Below are 21169 nucleotides of genomic sequence, written 5' to 3' on the forward strand. Positions count from 1 at the left end.
GAGGCCCGTCCATGTTGGCACCGGAACGGCGGCGCTATTTGCTGCAGGAACTCAGCGTCCGCGAAACCGTGCGCGTCTCCGAAGTGGCTCACGCGCTGCAGGTCTCCGAGATGACCGTGCGCCGGGACATCGATGCGCTCGACGGCGAGGGCGTGCTGCGCAAGGTCCACGGCGGCGCCACCAGGCTGCGCGGCACGCAGGAGGCGGAGCCGGGGTTCAGCGTGAATCTGGGCAGGCAGCGGCAGGCGAAGCTGGCCATCGGCCGGGCCGCCCGGAACCTGCTGCGGCCCGGTGCCACGATTGCCATCTCGGCCGGCACCACCACGTATTGCCTGGCCGGCCTGCTGGCCGGGCTGGAGGGGCTGACGGTGGTCACGAACTCGCTGACCGGGGCGGACGTGGCCCGGCGCTCCACCGGCGGCGAGGCGACGGTGATCCTGACCGGCGGCGAGCGCACGCCGTCGGAGGCGCTGGTGGGCCCCGTTGCCACCGCGGCGATCCGGTCGCTGCACGTGGACATCTGCTTCCTGGGCGTGCACGGCATCCACCCCGAGGGTGGACTGAGCACACCCAACCTGGCCGAGGCGGACACGAACGCCGCGCTCGCCGAGTCGGCCGACCGGCTGGTGGTGCTGGCCGACCATACCAAGTTCGGCATCCGCGCCCTGGCCCCGATCGTCCCGCTGGCCGCGGTGGACACGCTGATCACCGACGCGGGCATCCCGGACGAGGTCCGCTCCGGCTACGCCGGACTCGGCTTCAACCTGCTGGTGGCCTCCGGCGCGGGGGAGCCGGCGTGACGGAACGGGGAGCGCCCACGGCGGGCACCGGCGTCGTTGTTCCCGACGGCGAGCCGGTCACCGCGGTGACCGGCACGCGCTTGGCGGACGGCCGGGAACTGTTGTATTTCGACGACGGCGCGCAGCCGATTCCGAGGGCAGCGCGGGACACCCGCGACCTGCCCGGGCGGCCGCCGGCCGGGGAATTGCGGTACGACGTGCTGACCGGGGAGTGGGTGGCGCTGGCCGCGCACCGGCAGGCCCGCACCTATCTGCCGCCGGCCGATGCCTGCCCGCTGTGCCCGAGCACGCCCGAGTATGCATCCGAAATCCCGGCCGCGGACTACCACGTGGCCGTGTTCGAGAACCGGTTCCCCTCGCTCGGACCGGACCTGCTGGCGGTGCCGGATCACCCCGAGTGGGGCCGGGCCTACACCGCCGCCGGGCGCTGCGAGGTGGTCTCCTTCACCTCGGGGCACACCGGATCGTTCGGCGGGCTGGAGTTCCGCCGCGTGCGGACCGTGATCGACGCGTGGGCGCACCGGACCGCGGCGCTGAGCGCGCTGCCCGGGACGGCGCAGGTATTCTGCTTCGAGAACCGCGGTGCCCAGATCGGTGTGACGCTGCACCACCCGCACGGACAGATTTATGCCTATTCCTATCTGCCGCCGCGCGGGGCGGTCATGGCGGCGGCCGCGCAACAACACTATGCCGCCGCCGGAGGGCGGCAGACGCTGACCGGATCGGTGCTGGCGAAGGAGCGTTCCGACGGCTCGCGGATGGTGCTGGAGGGCGAGTACTTCAGCGCCTACGTGCCGTTCGCCGCGCGCTGGCCGCTGGAGGTGCACCTGGTGCCGCACCGGCCGGTGCCGGACCTGGCCGGGCTCACCGGGGCCGAGCGGGACGAACTGGCGGAGCTGTACCCGCGGCTGCTGGGACGCTTCGACGCGCTTTACGACAGTCCCACTCCCTACATCGCCGCCTGGCACCAGGCACCCGTGGAGCCGGCGCTGCGCGAATCCGGCTACCTGCACCTGCAGCTGACCTCGCCGCGTCGGGCGGCCGATAAGCTCAAGTATTTGGCCGGCTCCGAGGCCGCGATGGGTGCCTTCATCAACGACACGCTGCCCGAACAGGTCGCCGCGGTGCTGCGCGAGGCGGGCTCCGGTGTCCCCGCCTGGAGCGGGCAATGAGCGCCGGCGCCCTGGCCGAAGGCGCGCAGGTTGCCCGCACCGCCGACGCCTTCGCCGCACGCTTCGGCCGCGCGCCCGCCGGGGTGTGGGCCGGGCCCGGACGGGTAAACCTGATCGGCGAGCACACCGACTACAACGGCGGCTTTGTGCTGCCCTTTGCCATCGACAAAACAACGACGGCGGCGCTCGCCGTCCGTGGCGACCGCACGGTTCGGGTTTCTTCCGCCCTGTCCGGGACCGAGTCCGTGGAAGTGGGCTTGGATGGCCTGGGGCCGGGCAGCGTGACCGGCTGGGCCGCCTATCCGCTCGGCGTGGCGTGGGCGCTGGAACAGGCCGGAGTGCGGCTGCCCGGATTCGACCTGCTGGTGGACTCCGAGGTGCCGGTCGGCGCGGGGTTGTCGTCGTCCGCCGCGCTGGAGTGCGCCGTGGCGGTGGGCTTGGCCGAGCTGGCCGGTGCCACGCTGGACGGGCGGGGACTAGCCGCCGTCGGACGCCGGGCCGAGAACGAAATGGTCGGCGCTCCCACCGGCATCATGGACCAGTACGCCTCCCTCTTCGGTTCCGCCGGGTCCGCCGTCTTCCTGGACTGCCGCAGCGAAGAGGTGCAACTGGTGCCGCTGGACCTGGCCGCCGCCGGTCTGGTCTGCCTGGTCATGGACACCAAGGTCTCGCACGCCCACGCCACCGGCGACTATGCCAGCCGCCGCGACTCCTGCGCCAGGGCAGCGGAAGCCCTGGGTGTTCCGCTTCTGCGCGACGTGCCGCCAGACCGGCTGCCCGAAGCCCAGCGGCTGCTCGACGATGAGACCTTCCGCCGCGCCCGGCACATCGTGACCGAGAACCAACGCGTGGTGGAGACCGTGGAAGCGCTGCGCGCCGAGGGGCCCGCGGCGATCGGCCGGTTGCTCGACGTCAGCCACGTTTCGATGCGCGACGACTTCGAGATCTCCTGCCCGGAACTGGACCTGGCCGTGGAGGCCGCCCGGGACGGCGGCGCCCTGGGTGCCCGGATGACCGGCGGGGGATTCGGTGGATCGGCCATCGCCCTGGTCCCGGCGGGCGAGGTGGACGCGGTGCGGGATGCGGTCCTGAGGGCTTTCGCTTCGCGCGGGTTCCGGCAACCGGAGCTGTTCACCGTGCAGCCGGCCGACGGCGCCCGACGGCTGCTCTAAGCCGACGCTCCGCCCACATCGACTATTCGGATAACGCCCTTTTCAGGCCTGAAAAGGGCGTTATCTGACTCCTCGATGGGAGGGTGGCAGGGGCGGCGCCGGGTCAGGCGGACTGGGCGGCTTTGAGCTGTGCCTGTAGGCCGGCGATCAGGGCCTCCAGCCCCAGCTGGAACGCGGCGTCCGCCGCGGACCCGGCAGTGCCGGTACCCTGCGCCCTCACCGCGGAGGTAAAGACCGGGTTCGCCGCAGCCAGCCCGCCGGATTCGAAGATGTCGGCGGGCGCGGTCACATCGAACGCCGAGCCGAAAATGAAGGACTCCAGAGCCACGATCGCGGGCACCACCTGCGGCTCCGGCCAGCCCGCCTGCAGGAAGCCGGCGGCGACGGCCTCATACATGGCCAGCGTGTGCGGAGCGCCGGTGACGGGCAGCACCGCAATGACCGGAATCAGCGGCGCGTGATGGGTGAAGACGTCGCGGTAGGACCAGGCCCAGCGGCGCACTGCGTCCGGCCACGGAAGTTCGGAGAAAGCAGCCACGTCCACGCGGGCCATCAGGTGGTCCTGGAGCAGCAGCAGGACGTCGTGCTTGGAGGCCACATGGTTGTACAGCGCCGACGGGGCAACGCCCAGGCTACGGGCCAGGCCGGACATGGTGAGTGCCTCGTAGCCGCGCGCCTCGATCAAGCCGAGCGCCGCCGTCGTCATCAGTTCCTTGGACAGCAGCTTCTCTGTGGGGCGGCCGGCTGGCCGGTGGCCGTTCGAGGTAGGGGCAGGGGCATCGTCGGGCGCGAGGCGTGCTGTCACGACAATCTCCTTCTTCTTTGTCCGCTCGGGGCTGCGGCGGTACAACCCGTGTAACCATCCTACGCACCGCTTTTCAAAATCATGTGGCGCCGGTTACAGTTGTCTTAAATGAATGCAGTTCATTTAAGCGGGCCGGGAATTTAAGCCGCGGTCCGCAGCAGGACGAACGGGAGTTGAATAACAGTGAGCAAGTTGAAGCGGGATGTAGTGGTCATCGGCGCCGGACCGTCCGGACTGACCGCGGCGCGCGATCTGAAGCGGGCCGGCCTGTCCGTGGCGGTGCTGGAGGCACGAGGCCGGGTGGGTGGCCGCACCTGGACCGATGTGGTGGATGGCGCCATGCTCGAGATCGGCGGCCAATGGGTGTCGCCGGACCAGACGGCCCTGCTGGAGCTGCTTGAGGAGCTGGGCCTGGAGACCTACAGCCGCTACCGCGAGGGCCAGAGCGTCTATCTGGATCCCGCCGGCGAGGCCAAGCGCTACACCGGCGCCATGTTCCCGGTCAGCGACTCCACCGAGGCGGAAATGAACCGGCTGATCGGCCTGCTGGACGCGCTGGCGGCCGAGGTGGGCGCCGGGGAGCCGTGGGCGCATCCGCGGGCCCGTGAACTGGACACCATCTCCTTCCACCACTGGCTGCGCCGGCAGTCTGCCGATGAGGAAGCCTGCAACAACATCGGCCTGTTCGTGGCCGGCGGCATGCTGACCAAGCCCGCCCATTCATTCTCCGTGCTGCAGGCGGTGCTGATGGCCGCATCGGCCGGCTCGTTCAGCAACCTGGTGGACGACGACTTCATCCTGGACAAGCGCGTACTGGGCGGCATGCAGGAGGTGTCCGTCCGGATGGCCGCCGAGCTGGGCGAGGACGTCCTGCTGGACGCTCCGGTGCGCACGCTGCGCTGGAACGACGACGGCGTGACCGCTGTCGCGGACGGCGTTACCGTGGAAGCGCGGTATGCCGTCATGGCCGTGCCGCCGAACCTCTATTCGCGGGTCTCCTTCGAGCCGCCGCTGCCGCGCCGGCAGCACCAGATGCACCAGCACCAGTCGCTGGGCTTGGTGATCAAGGTCCACGCCGTCTATGAGACCCCGTTCTGGCGGGCCGATGGCCTCTCCGGCACCTGCTTCGGCGCCGGGGCGGTAGTGCAGGAGGTCTACGACAACACCAACCACGGAGATTCCCGCGGCACCCTGGTCGGTTTTGTGAGCGATGAAAAGGCCGACGCCATGTTCGAGCTCAGCGCCGCGGAGCGCAAGGCCGCGATCCTCTCCGCCATCGCCGACTACCTGGGCCCTGCGGCACTGGACCCGGTGGTGTACTACGAGTCCGATTGGGGCTCCGAGGAGTGGACCCGCGGCGCCTACGCCGCCAGCTACGACCTGGGCGGGCTGTCCCGGTACGGCAAGGACCAGCTGGCGCCGGTGGGGCCGATTTTCTGGTCCTGCTCCGACCTGGCCGGCGCGGGCTACCAGCACGTGGACGGCGCCGTGCGGATGGGCCGGGCGACTGCCGCCCGCGTCCTTGCGGAAGGTGCAGCGTCCCGCGGCGAGCTGGCCGGTGCGGCCGGACGGCAGGGCTAGGGGCGTGCGCCGGTACGTTGTTGCCTACACGGCCACCGACAGCGGACGCGAAGCGGTCAACCTGGCCACGGCCTTGGCGCGCCGGCAGGGCGCCAGCCTGGACCTGGTCATGGTGCTGCCGGAGTCCTCGCCGTACTCGGCTGCCTACCCGCGGCCGGAATCCGGATACGACGCGATTCTCTCCGACCAGATCCGGGACTGGCTGGCCGAGGGACTGAACCTGGTTCCCGACGACGTGACGGCCCGCGCCCATGTGCGCCCGGCCGAATCGAACGCCGAAGGCCTGATTGCCGCTGCCGAGGAATTCGGCGCCGCACTGATCGTAATCGGCACCGGACGCAACAGTGTGTTCCGCCGCTTCAGCGTGGGGACCGTGGCCAGCGGCCTGCTGCATGCCTCGACGGTGCCGGTGGCCCTGGCACCCAGGGGCTACCGCCGCACCGAGCCGGCCACCCGGATCACGCTGGGGGTAGGCAACCGGGCCGGCGCCGAGGATGTGCTGCACGTTGCCCTGGATGCGGCCCGGTTGCGCGGACTGGAACTGCGCTTGCTGTCGCTGGTGGCGCTCGATTCGTCCGACCCGGACGCGGCGTCGCGCGCCGAAACCCACGTGAAGGAGCGGCTGGCCCTTGCCGAAAGCGTGCTGGCCGGGCAGGTCACGGCCCACGTTGCGCAAGGCCCTTCGATCGAGGACGCCATCGATGCGCTGGAGTGGGACGACGGGGAAGTAATGCTGATCGGTTCCAGCCGGCTGGCGCCCCAGAGCCGCCTGTTCCTCGGCGCGACCGCTGGCAAGGTGCTGCGCGCCCTGCCGGTGCCCATGGTGGTGGTGCCTCGCGGCTACCGGAGCGTGCCACTAGCTGATGACAACCCCGGGCTGTCCGATGCCCCGGTTCTTTCCAACGGCGACGGCCGCAAGGAGGCATGACCATGACCAGCACCATTGAAAAGGCCGGAAAGACCCCCGGCGGATTGAGCCGCAAGGGATTGAAGTCGGGATCGGTCGGCCTGCTGGGCGCCGTCGTCATCGGCGTTTCCTGCATCGCCCCGGCCTACACGCTGACCGGGGCGCTCGGCCCCACCATCGCCGAAGTGGGCGTGCACCTGCCGGCGATCTTCCTGGTGGGCTTCATCCCGATGCTGCTGGTTGCGCTGGGCTACCGGGAACTGAACAATGCCATGCCCGACTCCGGCACGTCGTTCACCTGGGCCACCCGCGCCTTCGGCCCGTGGGTGGGCTGGATGGGCGGCTGGGGGCTGATCGCCGCCACCGTGATCGTGCTGTCCAACCTGGCGGCGGTGGCGGTGGATTTCTTCTACCTGATGCTCGCCCAGGTCACCGGCAACGAAGCGCTCGCCGACCTGACCAACAACCTCCCGCTGAACATCGCCACCACCTGGGTGTTCATCGGGCTGGCCTGCTGGATCTCGTACCGGGGCATGGAGACCACCAAGACCTTCCAGTATGTGCTGGTGGCGTTCCAGCTGGTGGTGTTGGTCTGGTTTGCGGTGGCCGCCTTTGGCCATGTGGCCGGCGGTACGGCATTCGACGCGCTGCAAATCTCGGCCGACTGGTTCAACCCGTTCGGTGTGGAGTCCTTCTCTGCCTTCGCCGCCGGAATTTCGCTCTCCATCTTCATCTTCTGGGGCTGGGACGTCACCCTGACCATGAACGAGGAGACCAAGAACCCGGAGAAGACTCCGGGCAGGGCGGCCACGGCCACCATCCTGGTCATCGTCGTCATCTACATGACCGTGGCCCTGGCGGTGCTGGCCTATGCCGGCGTGGGCGCGGAGGGGCTCGGCGCAGGCAACCCGGACAACCAGGAAAGCATCTTCGCCGCGCTGGCCGGGCCGGTCATGGGACCGTTCGCCATCCTGATGTCGCTGGCTGTGCTGAGCAGTTCTGCGGCCTCGCTGCAGTCCACCTTCGTCTCCCCGGCCCGGACCATGCTGGCCATGGGACACTACAAGGCGCTGCCGGCCGGCTACGGGAAGATCAGTCCGCGCTTCAAGTCGCCCAGCTACGCCACCGTGGCCGCCGCGATCGCGGCCGGCGGGTTCTACACGGTGACCCGGGTGCTGTCCGAGAACGCACTGTGGGACACCATCACCGCGTTGGGCATGATGATCTGCTTCTACTACGGCGTCACCGCGCTGGCCTGCGTCTGGTATTTCCGGGCCGAGGCTTTCTCCTCGCTGCGGAACTTTGGCCTGAAGTTCCTGGCTCCGCTGCTGGGCGGAATCATCCTGCTGGTGATGTTCGTGCAGACAGCGGTCGACTCGTTGGACCCTTCCTACGGCTCCGGCTCCTCCATCGGGGGAGTGGGCCTGGTGTTTGTGCTCGGCTGCGGCGTGATCCTGCTGGGCGCAGTGCTGATGGTGCTGATGTATCGGCGCAACCCGGAGTTCTTCCGCGGCGCGACCCTGCGCAAGGGTGTCGCGGCGGACGACCTGGCGGACCGCCACTGAGGCCAGGGCCGCCGACGGCGGTGTCGCATCCCCGGGTGGGGTGGGGCGCCTCCGTCGTACTCTTGGACGCGTTATCCATGGCTCCCGGTTGCCTTCGTGGCTACAGTTGCACCAAGGTGCGAGGAAGGTGCCCATGATTACTGCGGACGAATTCACGCCGGACTACGTGGCCGATCTTGCTTCCCAGAACGGGATGACGATCCAGCCAAAATCCGTGCGGTTCAATGAGGCTGGACTGGACTACCTGGTGGCCTTCGCGACGGCCAAGGACGGCAGACGGTGGGTGCTGCGGATTCCGCGGCGGCCCGACGTCTCGGCCAAGATCTCGGATGAAGCGAAAATCCTGGAGCTGGTCAAGAACAAGATCTCCGCCGCGGTCCCCGACTGGCGGATCCGGAACCGCTCCCTGATCGCCTATCCCGAACTGCCCGGCGAACTGGGCCTCACGGTGGAAGACGGCGAGCCGGTCTGGCACTTCGACCGCGAGTCGCCGGCTTACTGTGCCTCGCTGGGGCGTCTGATCGCCCAATTGCAGCGGATCGGTGCTGATGAAGCTCGGGCCAAGGGCGTCCCGGTGCTGACCCCTGCGGAGCTGCGCGCAGAATGGCGCAGCAATCTGGCCGCGGTCAGCGCCGAGTTCCGGATTGCCGATGAGCTGATGGAGCGCTGGACGGCCTGGCTCGGCGACGACAGCTACTGGCCGGACTTCACCGCATTCGTACACGGAGAGCTCTACCCCGCCCATTTGCTGCTGGACGAGGAAAACGAAATCCGGTCAGTGCTGGATTGGACCACGGCCAGGGTGGGCGATCCGGCGGCTGATTTCAGCCTCCACCACATGATGTCCACGCCCCTGGCGTTCGATCTGACCGTGCGGGCCTTTCGGGACGAGGGCGGCCGCGTGCCGCCGCGGCTCGGAGAGCACTGCGCGGAACTGGTTGCCGCCGGCCCGGTGGTCTACGGCATGTATGCCCTGCAAACGGGCCACCCCGATCACCAGTCCGTGGCGGCCGCCCAACTGGATCCGTCCAGCGCCTGATCCCGCGCGCAGAAGGCCCGGGCGGGGGGGGGCCTAGCCCGCGTGAGAGGGCAAGAAAATGACCGGCGCCCGTTCGCTGGCGCCGGTCATTGGTCTAAGGGGCTGCTACTTCTTGCGGCCCTTGGTTTTCTTGAGTGGATTGGCCTTGGTGAGCGGCCGGGCCGGAGTATCCTGGCCGCTGTCTTCCGGTGCCTGCGGCTCGGCGAGGAGGGCTTCCCCTTCGATCGCAGTGCTTGCCTGAAGGTCCGGTTCCGTATCGGCAGCGGGAGTAAACGTGGCCTGCGGGGCCGGTGCGGTGGCGGTGAAAGCCGGCCGCGCGGCGTCGTCGTTCGGGGCCGCCTCCAGGGGGAGTCGGGCCGGAGCAGCGGGCAGCGCCGCAAAAATGTAGTCGGCCACCGGGGCCGGGGCAGCGGCACTCTGGAGCAGGCTGCCGGCGGTGGACGGAACGGGGCCGATGTCATCGGAATGCTCGAAAAGGGCACCGGTGAACCTGTCCGCGTAGCCCAGCCGCTTGGCAATCAGCCAAAGGGACGCGCCGACGATGAGCATGGTGGCTATCACCGCGATGCCCGTGCCGTAGATCCGCAGCAGCGCGTTGACCGGGGAGAGTGCATGGACCGGTGTGGTGTCCAGCAGCCAGACGATGGACCAGAACACCGCGGTGCCTGCCAGGGTCAGCAAGGGGAACAGCAGACCGGCGGTACGTACTTTCCTGACCAGCATCTGCCGGGTGGCGGACAGCCGTGAAGAAAGCGAAAGCAGATCGTGTTTGCCACCCTGCTCAAGAGCCTTTGATGACATCGCCTGTCGTGTTCCTTTCCGAGTCGGTTCGTTGTGAAGGTTCACCGCGCATGAGCTGTTCGGCGAAACGGGTAAAGAGTTGGGCAAAGGCTTCGCGGTCCTCGTCGGTCCAATCCGCCAGAATCTCATCGACGACTGCCGCACCGGCCTTGCCGATGTTCCGGTGCATCCGCCGGCCGGCCGTGGAGGCCGTCAGCAGGGTGGCCCGGCCGTCGTCCGGATCCGACTGCTTGTCCACCAGCCCCTTGTCCTCAAGGCGGCGGACCTGCGGAGTCATGGTGGACTTGTCCACCCCTTGCTGCGTGGCCAGCTCCGAAACGCGGACCGGGCCCTTGTCGTCGATGTACTCCAGCAGGGCGACGTCGGTCGGCGTCAGCCCGGCTTCGCGCGGATCAAACAGCTGTTTCCGCGTGTCGGCATGGGAGGCCCAGCGCACCACCTGAGCCACGGCGTCACGGATCATGACGCCCGAATCGGGCTGCTTGCGGGGGTTGGGGGGCATGCCTCAATCATAGTCGATTCCGTTTGGTTGTGCCAATCAAACCAACTGCCGGCTTTCGAGGGTGTTCCGGAGGGCCGCTTTCGGCATGATTGGGCCAAAGATTGTGACCTGAATCATGGGTGAGGGGTGCTGGTCAAGGGGCCGATGACGGGTGGCGGGCCGGGGTGCTGGGTGAAGGGTTTGCTGACGGCCCACCAGCCGCTTTCGCAGAGCCACAGCAGCAGTGAGCCGGCCGCGGCTGCCGCGAACACGGGGGAGAACAGGGCGAAGGCCGGAACCAGGACGGCGACCACCGGCCAGTCCCGGGTCCACGCCAGGCTCAGTACGGCGGTCAACAGCACGGCTCCTGCCAACGGCAGCTGGCCGGCGCCCGCGGCGGCCAGCCAGATGCCGGCGATGAGCGCGAGCGCCGCCACGCCGATGGAGACCGCCAGCAGTAGCCCCCGGCCCCGGGAATGTTCCAGATAGGCCTGCACCGATACGCCCGCCCACATCAGCCGGGCTCGCAACGCGGCGACTCCGGTGTCCAGCAGCGCGCGGCGGAATTCCTCGTCATAGCCCCGGCGGCGCCGCAGCGCCTCGTTGGGCGGTAGTTCGGCGCACGTTGCCATGCGCTGGTCATGCAGCAGGGCCGGCGCAGTCTGCCGTCCGTAGCTGGCGATCAGCCCCCACATCCAGGTGGGCACTGACGCCAAGTCCGTGGAGTTGTTCTTGAGCCCGGCGGAGAGATCGTGCGCTGCAATCCGGATGACGGCGGAAGCCGGATCCGCCCGGTAGTAGATCGGCTGCACCAACTGGAAGCACCTCTTGGTGCGCTGCACCAGATGGATGGCCGTTAGGGGTTCGGTGGCGGCGGCGTCCTGGTAAAACGGCATGCGGTCAGTGTGACATTCGGGGCAGACGTTTCCTATGGGCAACATGGGGTAACGCCGCGCCACGGACCGCAATGACCGGACCCGTGCTGGCGATTCGGCCTTCCGGCGCGGTAGCGTCCGGAGCATGACCGTGACAGTTGTGGCAGGAAACCCCAAACCCGGCTCCCGGACGCTGGCCGCCGCCGGAGCGTTGGCCGAACAGATCACCGGAGCGCCGGCGGACCATCAGGTGGATGTGGTGACGTTGGGCCCGGGCCTGTTGGGATGGGGCGATGAGGGCGTGGCTGCCGCCGTCAAGACCGTGCAGGGCAGCGAACTGGTCATCGTGGCGTCGCCCACCTTCAAGGCCACCTACTCCGGCGTGCTGAAGTTGTTCCTCGACCAGTTCGCCACCGGTGACGGGCTGGCCGGAGTGGTGGCCGTGCCGCTGATGCTCGGCGCCGGACCGGCCCACGCGCTGGCGCCGGAGCTGCTGCTTAAGCCGGTGCTGGTGGAACTGGGCGCCACGGTCCCGGTCCAGGGCCTGTATTTGAACCAAAAGTCCTGGCAGGATCCGGAAAGCAGCGCCGCCTGGCTGGAGAAATGGCGGCTGGTGATCCAGTCCCTGCTTTGACCGCAGTGCCCGCCCCGGCGGTTACCTTCGCGGCGAGGGCATGGCAGACTCGTGGCATGAGTCCTGTGAGCCGCAAACGCAAGCCGAAAAAGCTGAAGAACCGGCAGCCCGGCTCCGGCGGGCAGGCCGGGCCGGGCAGCGACCCGCTGCTGGAACTGTATGTCGAGCTGGAACGTCCGTTTGCCGACACCTTGGAGACGGCCAGTCCGATCGAAGCCCATTCGCTGGGCGGCTACCTGCTGGATCTGTGGGACACCCAGGACGACGCCGGCCGGCAGCGCCGCAATGAGCTGTTCTATGCGTGGCTGGACCTGGCCGAGGACCGGAACGGCCCCGGCGCGGTGCCGATGCTGCGTGCGCTGGCGTTCCTGATCGACCGCCCGGACATGCGGCGCGACGCCGAAACGCTGGCGGACCGGATGGTGGCCGACGGCTTCACCGAACCGGAGTGGGCTAAACACCCGGTGACGGTGACGGCTTTGCACCGCTATGCGGACGCTTTCGGCGACGAGGCCAACATGCTCTTCGAATTCACGGCCGGCAATGACAAAGTAGGCTTGCTGGTGCTGCTGGACGGCAACATTTTCGGCGGGACGGTGATGGAAACCGGGCTGGTGGATGACCCGGCCGCGGCGCTCAAGGACCTGAATGAAGACGCCCAGGAAGAAGGGCTGGTACTCGACGCCGACGCCGACCTGACCGGCGCCGCGCTGGATGCGTGGGAAGGGCTTGACGCTTCGCTGGATTTGCCCGAACACATGGTAGATGAAGACTTTGGCGCCCGCCGCTGGGTGGCCCAGGCCTGGCTGCGCACTATCATCGAGCTGGCGGACGAGACGGAGGACGAGAGCGAGGACTGGCTCTCCGACGAGGACTACGCAGAGCTCGACGACGCTGTGGCAGGCCCCGGCGCGGCGCGGCAGGGCGAAGACACGGACCCGGATGCCGGCAGCCTGGATGAGGAAATCGAGTCCGTCCGGCAGGAGGAAATCGACGAGATGGCCGCCCGCTATCTGCGGGAGACCGGGCACGAGTCAGCGTCGGAACGCGGCATGGTGAACCTGATCCTTGGCTACAGCTGGGATTACGACGGCGGGCGGCTGACCCGGGTGAGCCCGGTCAAGCTGGATTTGATCAGCGAGACCCTGATGGCGGAAGGCGGCATGGAGCCGGTTGACCCCGCCGAACTCACCGCGTTCCTGCACCGCTGGGTGGACTGGTGCGCCCCGCGCGAAGAACTCTCCGCGCACGACGTGGCTACCCTTCATCAGCGTTTGGATGGCGAATAGCAGCAGGACGCCGGCCGGACGGTCGCGGGCACCGCACGCCCCGCCGTCGTCAGGACCGGTTGGCAGCCAACTGGTCCGGATCCGCGCGGTAGCCGAGCACCACGTCAGGGTCCAGTTCCACTGCTTGGCCGTTGAGGATGTAGTCCCGCGGCGTTCCATGCAGCACATTCAGCGTGAGCCGCAGGATGGTCCCGTGCGCCACCGCGATGATGTTTTGTTCCGGGTAGGTGCGGACCAACGCCTGCAGCCCGGCGATACCGCGGACGGCCACGTCCGCCTCCGGTTCGGCCTGGCGCATCAGCTCGTCGATGCGCGGCCGGTCCATCCCGCGCAGCACGGTGCCTTCGATCCCGCGGTAATCGCGCTCAAGGAGCTCCGGGACCGTTTCCGCCAGTTCCAGACCCACCTGGCCGCCGATGATCTGCGCGGTTTCCACGGCGCGGCCCAAAGGCGAGGACACCAAAACGTCCCAGCCGCCCGCGGCTAGCGAGGCGCCGACGTCGTTCGCCTGCTGCCTGCCCAAGCCGTTGAGCGGCACGTCGGTGTGTCCTTGCAGCCGGCCCGCTGCATTCCAATCGGTCTGTCCGTGGCGAACCAGTGCCAGCACCCTGCCCCCTTCGTCCGGTGGACGGGACGGCCCGTGGAGACGGACGATCCCGCCTACCACCTTAGCCCGAGCCCGTCGGGCCCGGTCCGGGGGCGGCCAATGCTGGAAGGCAGCGGCGCCCGGCTGCGGCGCTAGGCGTCGGGTCTGAAGGGATGCGGCCGTTTGTCGGCGGACGTGACCGGAACCATGGTCGAGGATGCCGCGGCCCCGGCGGGGACGGGGATATCTTTAGTCCGTGGTCAAAGTTGTGGGAATCATCCAGCCGGTCGAAACCAAGGAATTGTCGGCCGAAGGGGAGTCCTATGTCGACGCCCGGGCCGCCATCGAAGCGCAGGTGCCGGAAGGCTGGCGCCTGCTGCAGGTAACCGTGCAATAGGTAACCGCCCAGTAGCAACCCGCCAGCCACCGGGCCCGCGCATCCGCCCGCATGGCCGGCGCGGGCCGTTCCTCCGGCCGCAGGCTAATCGCCGAACAGGCCGCGGATGTCGGTGGCGGTGAGCTTGGAGGAGAACATGGCATCGTCTTCGAGCACCGACGAGATGAGCTTGGCCTTCCGCTCCTTCAAGGCCATCACCTTCTCCTCGATCGTCCCGCGGGCCACCATCCGGTAGACCATCACGTTTTTGGTCTGGCCGATCCGGTGCGTGCGGTCCACGGCCTGGGCCTCGGTCGCCGGGTTCCACCACGGATCCAGCAGGAAGCAGTAGTCGGCCTCGGTCAGGTTGAGGCCGAAGCCGCCGGCCTTGAGGCTGATCAGGAACACCGGCGCACTGCCGTTCTTGAACTTCTCGATCACCTCGGCACGGCGCCGGGTGGAGCCGTCCAGATAGCAGTACTCGATGCCGGCCGCGTCCAACTGTTCGGCGGCCTTCTTCAGGTAGCTGGTGAACTGGCTGAAAATCAGCGCCCGGTGCCCCTCGCCGATGACGTCTTCGAGTTGCTCGAACAGGACACCGAGCTTGCTGGAGGGCACCGATGAGTACTTCGCATCCACCAGCGAGGGATCCAGGCTCAGCATCCGCAGCAGGGTCAGCGACTGGAAGATGGTGAACCGGTTCTTGTCCATGTCCTCGACCAGGCGCAGGACCTTCTGCCGCTCGCGCTGCAGGTGCGTGTCGTAGATCCGCCGGTGCTTGGGCGTCAGCTCCACCTCCAGGACCTGCTCCTGCTTCTCCGGCAGATCCCGGGCCACCGCCTCCTTGCTGCGGCGCATCATCAGCGGCTTGATCCGGCGGCGCAGTTTCTGTAGCAGTTCGGAGTCCTGGTTGCGTTCGATCGGCCGCTGGTACTGGTCAACAAACCGCACCGCGGACGGGAACAGCCCCGGCGCCACGATGGAGAAGATGGACCACAGCTCCATCAGGTTGTTTTCCATCGGCGTGCCGGTGATCGCCATCTTGAAGGGCGCGCGCAGGTCGCGGGCACACTGATGGACCTTGGTGGCGCGGTTCTTCACGAACTGTGCCTCATCCAGAATCAGCCCGGCCCAGTCCGTCTCCTGGTAGGTCTCGAAGTCCAGTCGGAACAGCGTGTAGGAAGTGACCACGACGTCGGCTTCCGCGGTGATCTCCGAGAGCGGACGGCGGCCACGCACCTGCGTGTCTGTGATGCCCTCGATCTTCAGATCGGGGGCGAAGCGCCGGCTCTCGTGGACCCAGTTCGAGACCACGGAGGTGGGTGCCACCACCAGGAACGGGCGGGCGAGTGCCGGTTCGCCATGCTGCTTGGCGTGCAGCAGCAGCGCCAATGCCTGCAGCGTCTTGCCCAGCCCCATGTCGTCGGCCAGCACGCCGCCCAGCCGGTGCCGCCACAGGAAGGCGAGCCAGTTGAAACCTTCGGCCTGGTACGGGCGGAGCTCGGCGTCCAAACCGGCCGGCAGGGGAGTCTGTTCCACCGACTCCAGCGCCAGCAGGCCCTGGACGGAATCGCGCCAGGTGCGGGCCTGCATCGTTTCGGTGGCGACTTCCTCCAGGTCCTCCCAGAGCGAAGCCTGGTAGCGGCTGATCTGCAGTTCCCCGGATTCCCGGTCCTGCATCTGCCGGGCTTCGTCTACCAGCTGGCGGAGACGGTCGAAGACCGGCTGCTCCAGCGACAGGTAGGACTTGTCCACCAGCAGCAGCCGCGTCTGGCCGCGGGCCAGCGCCTTAAAGATGTTTCCGAACGGCACGGTGCGGCCGGCGACGCGGACCATGACGCCGAGGTCGAACCAGTCGCTCTCCTCCGTCTCCACCGTGCTGATGGTCAGTTCGGGGGCTTCGGTCAGCTCCTGGTAATCGGGCTTCTCGCCCACAATGTCCACGCGAACGCCGTCCAGCTGCTCCAGCGCAGGCAGCGCGTAGCGGGTGAAGTCCACGGTGGCCATATCCCGCAGGGTGCGCGCCGCCGTCGTACCCACGCCCGGCACCGCCGCGGCGGCCTCCAGTAGGTCCTGCTCGGCGGGCAGGTCGCGGTAGTGGCTGGTCTCCGGTTCCCCGTCGACCGGAAGCCGCAGCGGCTTGTCTCCGTGGCGGTACTCGATGTGCCAGCCGAGCTGCAGGACGTTGCCCTTGCGGTAGGACGCGGTCAGGACCAGCGCCGGGGGAACGATCTCTGGGAAATTGACCGAATCGTCGCTGCTGGCCACCGCGATGCGCTGGCTGAGCGCCGGATAGTAGCGCTCCATGAACTGCTCGACGTCGGTGGCCGGCACCGTCAACGGGGCGCCGGAGAGCAGCAGGTTCGCTTCCTGGTCCGTGACCGGATGCGCTGTGGGAGCCAGCGTGATGACGGTCTGCCCGGCGAAGGCATAGTGATACACGCCGTGGGTTCCGACGATGCCCGCCGTGTCCGTGGGGAGTTCCTGGCCGTCGATCCGCAGTGACGGGGTGAGCACCAGGTCGGCGGTTACCGGGTGGTCTCCGGCCTCGCCGTCGCTCGCCTCGGCTGGACCGCCGGTAGCGGTGGCCGCCGGAGCCACGCCGTCGAGATGGGCGTCCAGACCGATCACGGCCTGGTCCCGGATCTCGACGACGGTGTCCGCCTTGGCGCCGATCAGCGCGATGCCCAGCCGCTTGGCTTCGGCGAAGAGTTCCCAGAGCAGCGGGCTGCTGAATTCGTCCAGGAAGAGCCAGTCGTTGTCTTCGCCGAAGTAGGTCAGCCCGGTGGCCCGGTGCAGCGGCGCGAACTGGCTGAACCAGCGGTGCTGTTCGGCGTCCAGTGGCAGGCCGTAGGTCTTGTAGCTGATGGTGTTCCAGCGGAGTTTGCTGCGGACCCACCGGCCGGTCTCGTTCTGCAGCACGGGGCGGACGCCCACCCGCAGCCGGTTGCCGGCCTTGCGCGTCCAGCTGGGGCCCGCCGCGGAGGCCTGCGGCAGGGAGAGGCCCGAGGGCCGGTACTGGCGGTCGTTTCGGCGGCCCGGCTCCAATAAATCGAACTGCAGTCCCAGCCCGGACGTGCTTTTCGCCTTGGCCTTTGCCGGTTTGCCCGCGCCGCCCTTGGCACCGTCCGGCGTGCCGCCGATCAGTCCCGCCAGCGAATCCTGCCAGCCGGCCGGTTCCGGTTCGGGTTCGCGCGCAAAGGCCTGGTTGGTGATCAGGTGCTTGCCGTTGCTGTTGAGGAGCACGGCGGCCACATGCTTGCAGTCGGAGCCCACCGGGCAACTGCAGGAGGCCGAGGCCGGACGCCACTGGCCGCTGGTGCCGGTCTCCAGATAGATACGGCAGCGGTACGGTAGGGCGGCCGTGCCGATGACTTTGGCGGTCAGGAGACGGACGGAAGGGTCCCAGTCGAGTTCGGCCACGGAACCATCGGAGGAATAGATCTTGCCGCGGGCGAAGGCGGCGCCGCCCACCAGCCTGATGATTTCGCTGACGTCAACCAGCGGAAAAGTGTGTGCGGCCATGACCTCCATCATCTCACGGTGGAAGCGGCGGCCGGCACGGGCAGGCGAGGCTGTGGAGAGGGAGGACGACGGCGGGGGAGGCCCGGCTCCGCCGTAGTGCTCCGTTGCTGAATGCTAGGTGGTCTGCAGCGCCGCCGGCTTTTTGTTCTTGGGGTCAAGGATCAGTGCCAAGGCGATGCCGAGCATCCAGACGTCCTTGGCATACGGCGTGCCCTCGGGGCTCGGGCGGACGTTGTCCTCGGCCGTCATGTGCGGCGTCTTGAAGTACATGGCCAGCAGCGAACCGGAGAACGCGGCCAGACCCAGTCCGGCCAGCCTGCTGGGCACGAACGGCAGCAGCAGTGCCGCGCCCAAGGCGGTTTCGCCGTAGGCCAGCAGCTTGCCGAATTTCTCCGGATCCATCTGCTTCAGGGAGGGGAACGCGCGGCTGCCCATATCCTGCATGGCGGCAGCGGTGTCCTTATCCAGCTTCTGTTTGCCCAGGCCGGAATTGAGGATGAACGCGCCGGTGGAGAGGCGCAACGGAATATGGCTCAGTTTCATCGGGAGTCCTCGAATCTGTGTTGTCCGCTGTCACGTTCGAGCCTACGGTTCAGCCGCAGCGTCCGCTAGTGCCTCACGGTGGTCGACCGGTCTCTACTCGGCGCTGGCGCGCCTCCTTCGACCACCGACAGCGCCAGCGAACGCGTGGAGACCCCCGCCGGGAGCACTGCCTACTTCTTGACGGCGCGGACAACCCGGGCCACGGCCCGGCCGGCGGTCCATACCAAGGGAATCAGCACAGCCAGCAGCGCAACGGTGTTGGGCCGGAACGTCGCAGGCCCGTCGCCGCGCCCAACGTAGGCGCCGACCGGCAGGGCTAAACCGCCGCCACCGCCTCCGGCAGCTCCCTCGGCATCGCCGCCGCCGCCGAACCCGTACTGCACCAGGGCCACCGGGACAACGGTATCGCCGCCCAGCTGCAGCGGTTCTCCGAAGGTCCGGGCAACGCCCAGCGACTTGAGTTGTTCGGCCAGCCGCTCCGGTACGGACGGGCCGGCCGAGGGCCGCTGCCCCTGCCGGGATGACGGAGCAGCTTCGGGCGAGACGGATCCGGTTTCTGTGGGCATGGCCACATCCTAGTGGAGCGAGTCAAGACACTGAACGGCCGGGTTTCCGGCTGAAGCATTCACCCGGCCAGGAAACCCAGCACGCCCCGGGCTTCCAGATTCAGCTCCCGGCGCTTGACCCTGGCGGCAAGCCGGTAATAGTCCACCAGCTGTTCGCAGAGCACCGGCCACGTCCTGCCTTGCACCGAGCGATGAGCGGCCTCGCCCAACGCCCGGCGTTTGGTGTCGTCGCCCGTCAGGTCGCGAACGTAGTCGCGCAGTTTGTCCAGGTTCCCGGGCCGGTAGATCCACCCGGTTCTCGACGGGTCAACCAGGTCCAGCGGGCCGCCGCGGCCAACGGCCACGACGGGCACGCCGCTGGCCATCGCCTCCTGGATGGTCTGGCAGAAGGTCTCCGATTCGCCCGGGTGCACAAAGAGGTCGAACGAGGCGACACGTCGGGCCAGCTCTTCGCCGGTCTGGAAGCCGGCAAAGTGAGCGCCCGGCAACTTGGCCTGCAGCTCCTCCTTCAGCGGGCCGGAGCCCACCACCACCAGCAGGGTCCCGGGGAGGTCGGCCAGCACGGCCAGATCCGCCACCTGCTTTTCCGCCGCCAGTCGGCCCACGTAGCCGATGATCCGTTCGCCGTTGGGTGCCACGGAAGCCCGCCAGCCGGCGTCGTACTTCTCCGGATGGAAGCGGGTGGTGTCCACCCCGCGCCGCCACAGGTGGACGCGGATGCCGCGGCTGCGCAGTTGCTCCATGGCGAACGACGACGGTGCCAGGGTCAGCGTGGACGCTTTGTGGATGCTCTCCACCCGCTGCCAGAGCAGTTCCTGCAACCAGGGCGCACCGTAGCGGGCGGCATAGGCGGGCACCTCGGTCTGGTAGACGGAGACGGTGGGCAGGCCGAGCTGCTGGGCGGCCTGCACCGCGCGCCAGCCCAGGATGAAGGGGGAGGCCACGTGGACCACGTCCGGCCCGAAGCTGGCCAGCACCCGGCGGATCCGTGCCACGGTTCCGGCCGCCACGCGCACATTCGGGTAGCCGCGCAGCGGGATGGAGGGCAGCCGGTAGACCGGGTAGCCCTCTACTGTTGCCGGTGCGGTGTCCTCCAGCCACGACGACGTCGGTGCCACCACCAGGACGTCGTCGCCGCGGCGCCGCAGGTGGGCGATGACCTGCAGCAGGGAATGGGTGACCCCGTTCATGTGTGGCAGGAACGATTCGGCGACGATAGCTATCCTCACGCCACCCAGCCTGCCTGCGGCCGGCAACGAGCAGGCGAGCAGTCGTGATCGTGTCGGTGAACGGCGGCCTAACTCCGCTCTGGCAGGGTGGTCGGGTGACCATGGGACTCCTGGCGCTGATCACCGGCGCAATCTTTTTCGGTTCGGTGGCCCAGCGCATCGCGGGCATCGGGTTCGCCCTGCTGGTGGCGCCCATCCTGGCCATCCTGCTGGGGCCACATGAGGGCATCATGATGATCAACATCTGCGCGGTGGTCTCCTGCGGGCTGATTGTGCCCCGCGTGTGGCGGGAGATCGACTGGAATCTGCTGCTGTGGCTGTCCGTTCCCGCCGTGGCCGGTACGGTTGTCGGCTCCTGGCTGGCGGTCCAGGTCCCGCCCGCCGTGCTGTCCACGGTGGTGGGAGCGGTGGTGATGGCCGGGCTGGCCGTCGCGGTGGTGCTGGGCCGTGCCCAAGTCACCGTGTCGGGGCAGCTGCCCAAGGCGCTCGCCGGAGTCGGCTCGGGACTCACCAACGCGCTCGCCGGCGTGGGCGGTCCGACGGTGAGCGCCTACGCCATCCTGTCCGGCTGGCCGCCGCGACCGTTCGCGGCGACGCTGCAGCCGTTCTTCCTGCAACTGTGCCTCATCACCGTGGGCGTGAAGCTGGCGGTGGATCCCGGCAGCGTGCCGCAGCTGGCGTGGTGGATGTGGGCGGTCATCGCGCTGGCGATCATCGTGGGCATCTTCGCCGGCGAACGGCTCGGCCGGCGGCTGGGGGACGAGCACGCCAGAACCGCGGTGGTGGTGCTGGCGTTTCTGGGAGCGGCCGGCGCGTTGGCCAAGGGACTGGTGGACCTGCTGGCCTGAGTGCCCCTGCCTTTTTCTTTCTTTTCGGTCCGCTAACAAGGGCTGGCTTTATTTTCTAAAGCAGGTATGGTCTGTAGCAAGACATCCCGCTTGAGAATGAGGAGCAAGAATGTCCGGAAAAACACCTGCGCGCGAAAGCGCTAAAAAGCAAGGCCGAAGCATTAAGGAAAAGCGTGCCGAAAAGCGCGAAAAGGCGAACTTGGAAAGCGAAACCATTCCCAAGCGCCGGAAGCGTTAGCGCGCCGGAGCCATTGCCGTCCGCGGGAACGGCGGCCCATTTGCGGGGCTGACGTTTCGAGGGGGGCACGGAGCGATGGTGCCGGCGGAGCCGTGGACACGCGGTTCCTGCTGACTGGCGGAGCCACGGAAAGAGTC

Annotated in this window: 21 protein-coding genes; 12 read left to right on the top strand and 9 right to left on the bottom strand. The window is 68.3% G+C overall.

All coding sequences use genetic code 11. From position 1 onward, the window contains the following. Positions 1 to 11: 11 nt before the first annotated feature. Genes AB0N75_RS06120 through galK form a run of 3 tightly spaced genes read left to right on the top strand, consistent with a single transcriptional unit; the run spans position 12 to position 3144 of the window. Positions 12 to 800, top strand: a complete 789-nt coding sequence (locus AB0N75_RS06120; RefSeq protein ID WP_364646621.1) for a DeoR/GlpR family DNA-binding transcription regulator — start codon at positions 12 to 14, stop codon at positions 798 to 800. Continuing rightward, the gene (gene galT, locus AB0N75_RS06125) at positions 797 to 1972 is read left to right on the top strand and encodes a galactose-1-phosphate uridylyltransferase (RefSeq protein ID WP_364646624.1); all 1176 of its coding nucleotides are present in this window, start codon (positions 797 to 799) and stop codon (positions 1970 to 1972) included. Before AB0N75_RS06120 ends, galT begins: the two co-directional genes overlap by 4 nt. Beyond that, positions 1969 to 3144: a galactokinase gene (gene galK, locus AB0N75_RS06130; RefSeq protein ID WP_364646627.1), complete on the top strand. Its 1176-nt coding sequence runs from the start codon at positions 1969 to 1971 to the stop codon at positions 3142 to 3144. The genes galT and galK overlap by 4 nt, the downstream gene beginning before the upstream one ends. Positions 3145 to 3247: 103 nt before the next feature. Here galK and AB0N75_RS06135 read toward each other — a convergent pair whose 3' ends face one another. Beyond that, a complete protein-coding gene (locus tag AB0N75_RS06135; RefSeq protein WP_364646630.1) occupies positions 3248 to 3949 on the bottom strand; it encodes a TetR/AcrR family transcriptional regulator C-terminal domain-containing protein in 702 nt (233 codons plus the stop codon). 183 nt (positions 3950 to 4132) lie between these two features. On the opposite strand from AB0N75_RS06135, the gene AB0N75_RS06140 reads away from it, so the two are divergent. The 4 genes from AB0N75_RS06140 (at position 4133) to AB0N75_RS06155 (ending at position 9041) form a co-directional block, all read left to right on the top strand. Then, a complete protein-coding gene (locus AB0N75_RS06140; protein WP_364646633.1) occupies positions 4133 to 5530 on the top strand; it encodes an NAD(P)/FAD-dependent oxidoreductase in 1398 nt (465 codons plus the stop codon). 4 nt (positions 5531 to 5534) lie between these two features. Further along, complete coding sequence (locus AB0N75_RS06145; protein WP_364646636.1) at positions 5535 to 6458, top strand: universal stress protein; 924 nt, start codon at positions 5535 to 5537, stop codon at positions 6456 to 6458. Positions 6459 to 6460: 2 nt separating this feature from the next. Further along, the gene (locus AB0N75_RS06150) at positions 6461 to 8002 is read left to right on the top strand and encodes an APC family permease (RefSeq protein WP_364646639.1); all 1542 of its coding nucleotides are present in this window, start codon (positions 6461 to 6463) and stop codon (positions 8000 to 8002) included. A 133-nt stretch (positions 8003 to 8135) separates the two neighbouring features. Then, positions 8136 to 9041: a macrolide 2'-phosphotransferase gene (locus AB0N75_RS06155; RefSeq protein ID WP_364646642.1), complete on the top strand. Its 906-nt coding sequence runs from the start codon at positions 8136 to 8138 to the stop codon at positions 9039 to 9041. Between the two features lie 105 nt (positions 9042 to 9146). Here the strand turns inward: AB0N75_RS06155 and AB0N75_RS06160 are convergent, their stop codons facing one another. From AB0N75_RS06160 to AB0N75_RS06170, 3 genes are all read right to left on the bottom strand, one after another. Continuing rightward, positions 9147 to 9842 carry a hypothetical protein gene (locus AB0N75_RS06160; protein ID WP_364646645.1) on the bottom strand — a complete coding sequence of 232 codons (696 nt, stop codon included), beginning with the start codon at positions 9840 to 9842 and terminating at the stop codon, positions 9147 to 9149. Beyond that, entirely contained in the window at positions 9823 to 10344 is a 522-nt protein-coding gene (locus AB0N75_RS06165; RefSeq protein ID WP_364646648.1) for a MarR family transcriptional regulator, read from the bottom strand. The genes AB0N75_RS06160 and AB0N75_RS06165 overlap by 20 nt, the downstream gene beginning before the upstream one ends. Before the next feature lie 113 nt (positions 10345 to 10457). After that, a complete protein-coding gene (locus AB0N75_RS06170) occupies positions 10458 to 11219 on the bottom strand; it encodes a DUF1353 domain-containing protein (RefSeq protein ID WP_364646651.1) in 762 nt (253 codons plus the stop codon). A gap of 124 nt (positions 11220 to 11343) precedes the next feature. Between AB0N75_RS06170 and AB0N75_RS06175 the strand changes: the two genes are divergently transcribed. Beyond that, positions 11344 to 11832, top strand: coding sequence for an NAD(P)H-dependent oxidoreductase (locus AB0N75_RS06175; RefSeq protein ID WP_364646654.1), 489 nt, complete (start codon positions 11344 to 11346; stop codon positions 11830 to 11832). Positions 11833 to 11888: 56 nt separating this feature from the next. Then, positions 11889 to 13121: a hypothetical protein gene (locus tag AB0N75_RS06180; RefSeq protein WP_364646657.1), complete on the top strand. Its 1233-nt coding sequence runs from the start codon at positions 11889 to 11891 to the stop codon at positions 13119 to 13121. 49 nt (positions 13122 to 13170) lie between these two features. Here the strand turns inward: AB0N75_RS06180 and AB0N75_RS06185 are convergent, their stop codons facing one another. Further along, positions 13171 to 13728, bottom strand: coding sequence for a histidine phosphatase family protein (locus AB0N75_RS06185; protein ID WP_364646660.1), 558 nt, complete (start codon positions 13726 to 13728; stop codon positions 13171 to 13173). A gap of 235 nt (positions 13729 to 13963) precedes the next feature. On the opposite strand from AB0N75_RS06185, the gene AB0N75_RS06190 reads away from it, so the two are divergent. Then, entirely contained in the window at positions 13964 to 14104 is a 141-nt protein-coding gene (locus AB0N75_RS06190) for a hypothetical protein (RefSeq protein ID WP_364646663.1), read from the top strand. An 84-nt stretch (positions 14105 to 14188) separates the two neighbouring features. Here the strand turns inward: AB0N75_RS06190 and AB0N75_RS06195 are convergent, their stop codons facing one another. From AB0N75_RS06195 to AB0N75_RS06210, 4 genes are all read right to left on the bottom strand, one after another. Beyond that, the gene (locus AB0N75_RS06195; RefSeq protein WP_364646666.1) at positions 14189 to 17608 is read right to left on the bottom strand and encodes a DEAD/DEAH box helicase; all 3420 of its coding nucleotides are present in this window, start codon (positions 17606 to 17608) and stop codon (positions 14189 to 14191) included. A 114-nt stretch (positions 17609 to 17722) separates the two neighbouring features. Next, positions 17723 to 18151 carry a hypothetical protein gene (locus AB0N75_RS06200; protein ID WP_364646669.1) on the bottom strand — a complete coding sequence of 143 codons (429 nt, stop codon included), beginning with the start codon at positions 18149 to 18151 and terminating at the stop codon, positions 17723 to 17725. Between the two features lie 170 nt (positions 18152 to 18321). Further along, entirely contained in the window at positions 18322 to 18717 is a 396-nt protein-coding gene (locus AB0N75_RS06205) for a hypothetical protein (protein WP_364646672.1), read from the bottom strand. A gap of 59 nt (positions 18718 to 18776) precedes the next feature. Beyond that, complete coding sequence (locus tag AB0N75_RS06210; RefSeq protein ID WP_364646675.1) at positions 18777 to 19946, bottom strand: glycosyltransferase family 1 protein; 1170 nt, start codon at positions 19944 to 19946, stop codon at positions 18777 to 18779. Positions 19947 to 20047: 101 nt separating this feature from the next. Here AB0N75_RS06210 and AB0N75_RS06215 point away from each other — a divergent pair, with 101 nt between their 5' ends. After that, positions 20048 to 20794 carry a sulfite exporter TauE/SafE family protein gene (locus AB0N75_RS06215; RefSeq protein WP_364647032.1) on the top strand — a complete coding sequence of 249 codons (747 nt, stop codon included), beginning with the start codon at positions 20048 to 20050 and terminating at the stop codon, positions 20792 to 20794. A gap of 109 nt (positions 20795 to 20903) precedes the next feature. Then, positions 20904 to 21032 carry a hypothetical protein gene (locus AB0N75_RS06220; RefSeq protein WP_276606329.1) on the top strand — a complete coding sequence of 43 codons (129 nt, stop codon included), beginning with the start codon at positions 20904 to 20906 and terminating at the stop codon, positions 21030 to 21032. The last annotated feature ends 137 nt before the right edge of the window (positions 21033 to 21169 follow it).

This window comes from Arthrobacter sp. NPDC089319 (assembly GCF_040684925.1).
Classification (GTDB): domain Bacteria; phylum Actinomycetota; class Actinomycetes; order Actinomycetales; family Micrococcaceae; genus Crystallibacter.

Coding starts and splice junctions, on each gene's coding strand:
- AB0N75_RS06175 (WP_364646654.1), top strand. CDS start 11,344: ATGACCGTGACAGTTGTGGCAGGAAACCCCAAACCCGGCTCCCGGACG.
- AB0N75_RS06165 (WP_364646648.1), bottom strand. CDS start 10,344: ATGCCCCCCAACCCCCGCAAGCAGCCCGATTCGGGCGTCATGATCCGT.
- AB0N75_RS06220 (WP_276606329.1), top strand. CDS start 20,904: ATGTCCGGAAAAACACCTGCGCGCGAAAGCGCTAAAAAGCAAGGCCGA.
- AB0N75_RS06205 (WP_364646672.1), bottom strand. CDS start 18,717: ATGCCCACAGAAACCGGATCCGTCTCGCCCGAAGCTGCTCCGTCATCC.
- AB0N75_RS06170 (WP_364646651.1), bottom strand. CDS start 11,219: ATGCCGTTTTACCAGGACGCCGCCGCCACCGAACCCCTAACGGCCATC.
- AB0N75_RS06195 (WP_364646666.1), bottom strand. CDS start 17,608: ATGGCCGCACACACTTTTCCGCTGGTTGACGTCAGCGAAATCATCAGG.
- AB0N75_RS06160 (WP_364646645.1), bottom strand. CDS start 9,842: ATGTCATCAAAGGCTCTTGAGCAGGGTGGCAAACACGATCTGCTTTCG.
- AB0N75_RS06180 (WP_364646657.1), top strand. CDS start 11,889: ATGAGTCCTGTGAGCCGCAAACGCAAGCCGAAAAAGCTGAAGAACCGG.
- galK (WP_364646627.1), top strand. CDS start 1,969: ATGAGCGCCGGCGCCCTGGCCGAAGGCGCGCAGGTTGCCCGCACCGCC.
- AB0N75_RS06120 (WP_364646621.1), top strand. CDS start 12: ATGTTGGCACCGGAACGGCGGCGCTATTTGCTGCAGGAACTCAGCGTC.
- AB0N75_RS06215 (WP_364647032.1), top strand. CDS start 20,048: ATGGGACTCCTGGCGCTGATCACCGGCGCAATCTTTTTCGGTTCGGTG.
- AB0N75_RS06155 (WP_364646642.1), top strand. CDS start 8,136: ATGATTACTGCGGACGAATTCACGCCGGACTACGTGGCCGATCTTGCT.
- AB0N75_RS06200 (WP_364646669.1), bottom strand. CDS start 18,151: ATGAAACTGAGCCATATTCCGTTGCGCCTCTCCACCGGCGCGTTCATC.
- AB0N75_RS06150 (WP_364646639.1), top strand. CDS start 6,461: ATGACCAGCACCATTGAAAAGGCCGGAAAGACCCCCGGCGGATTGAGC.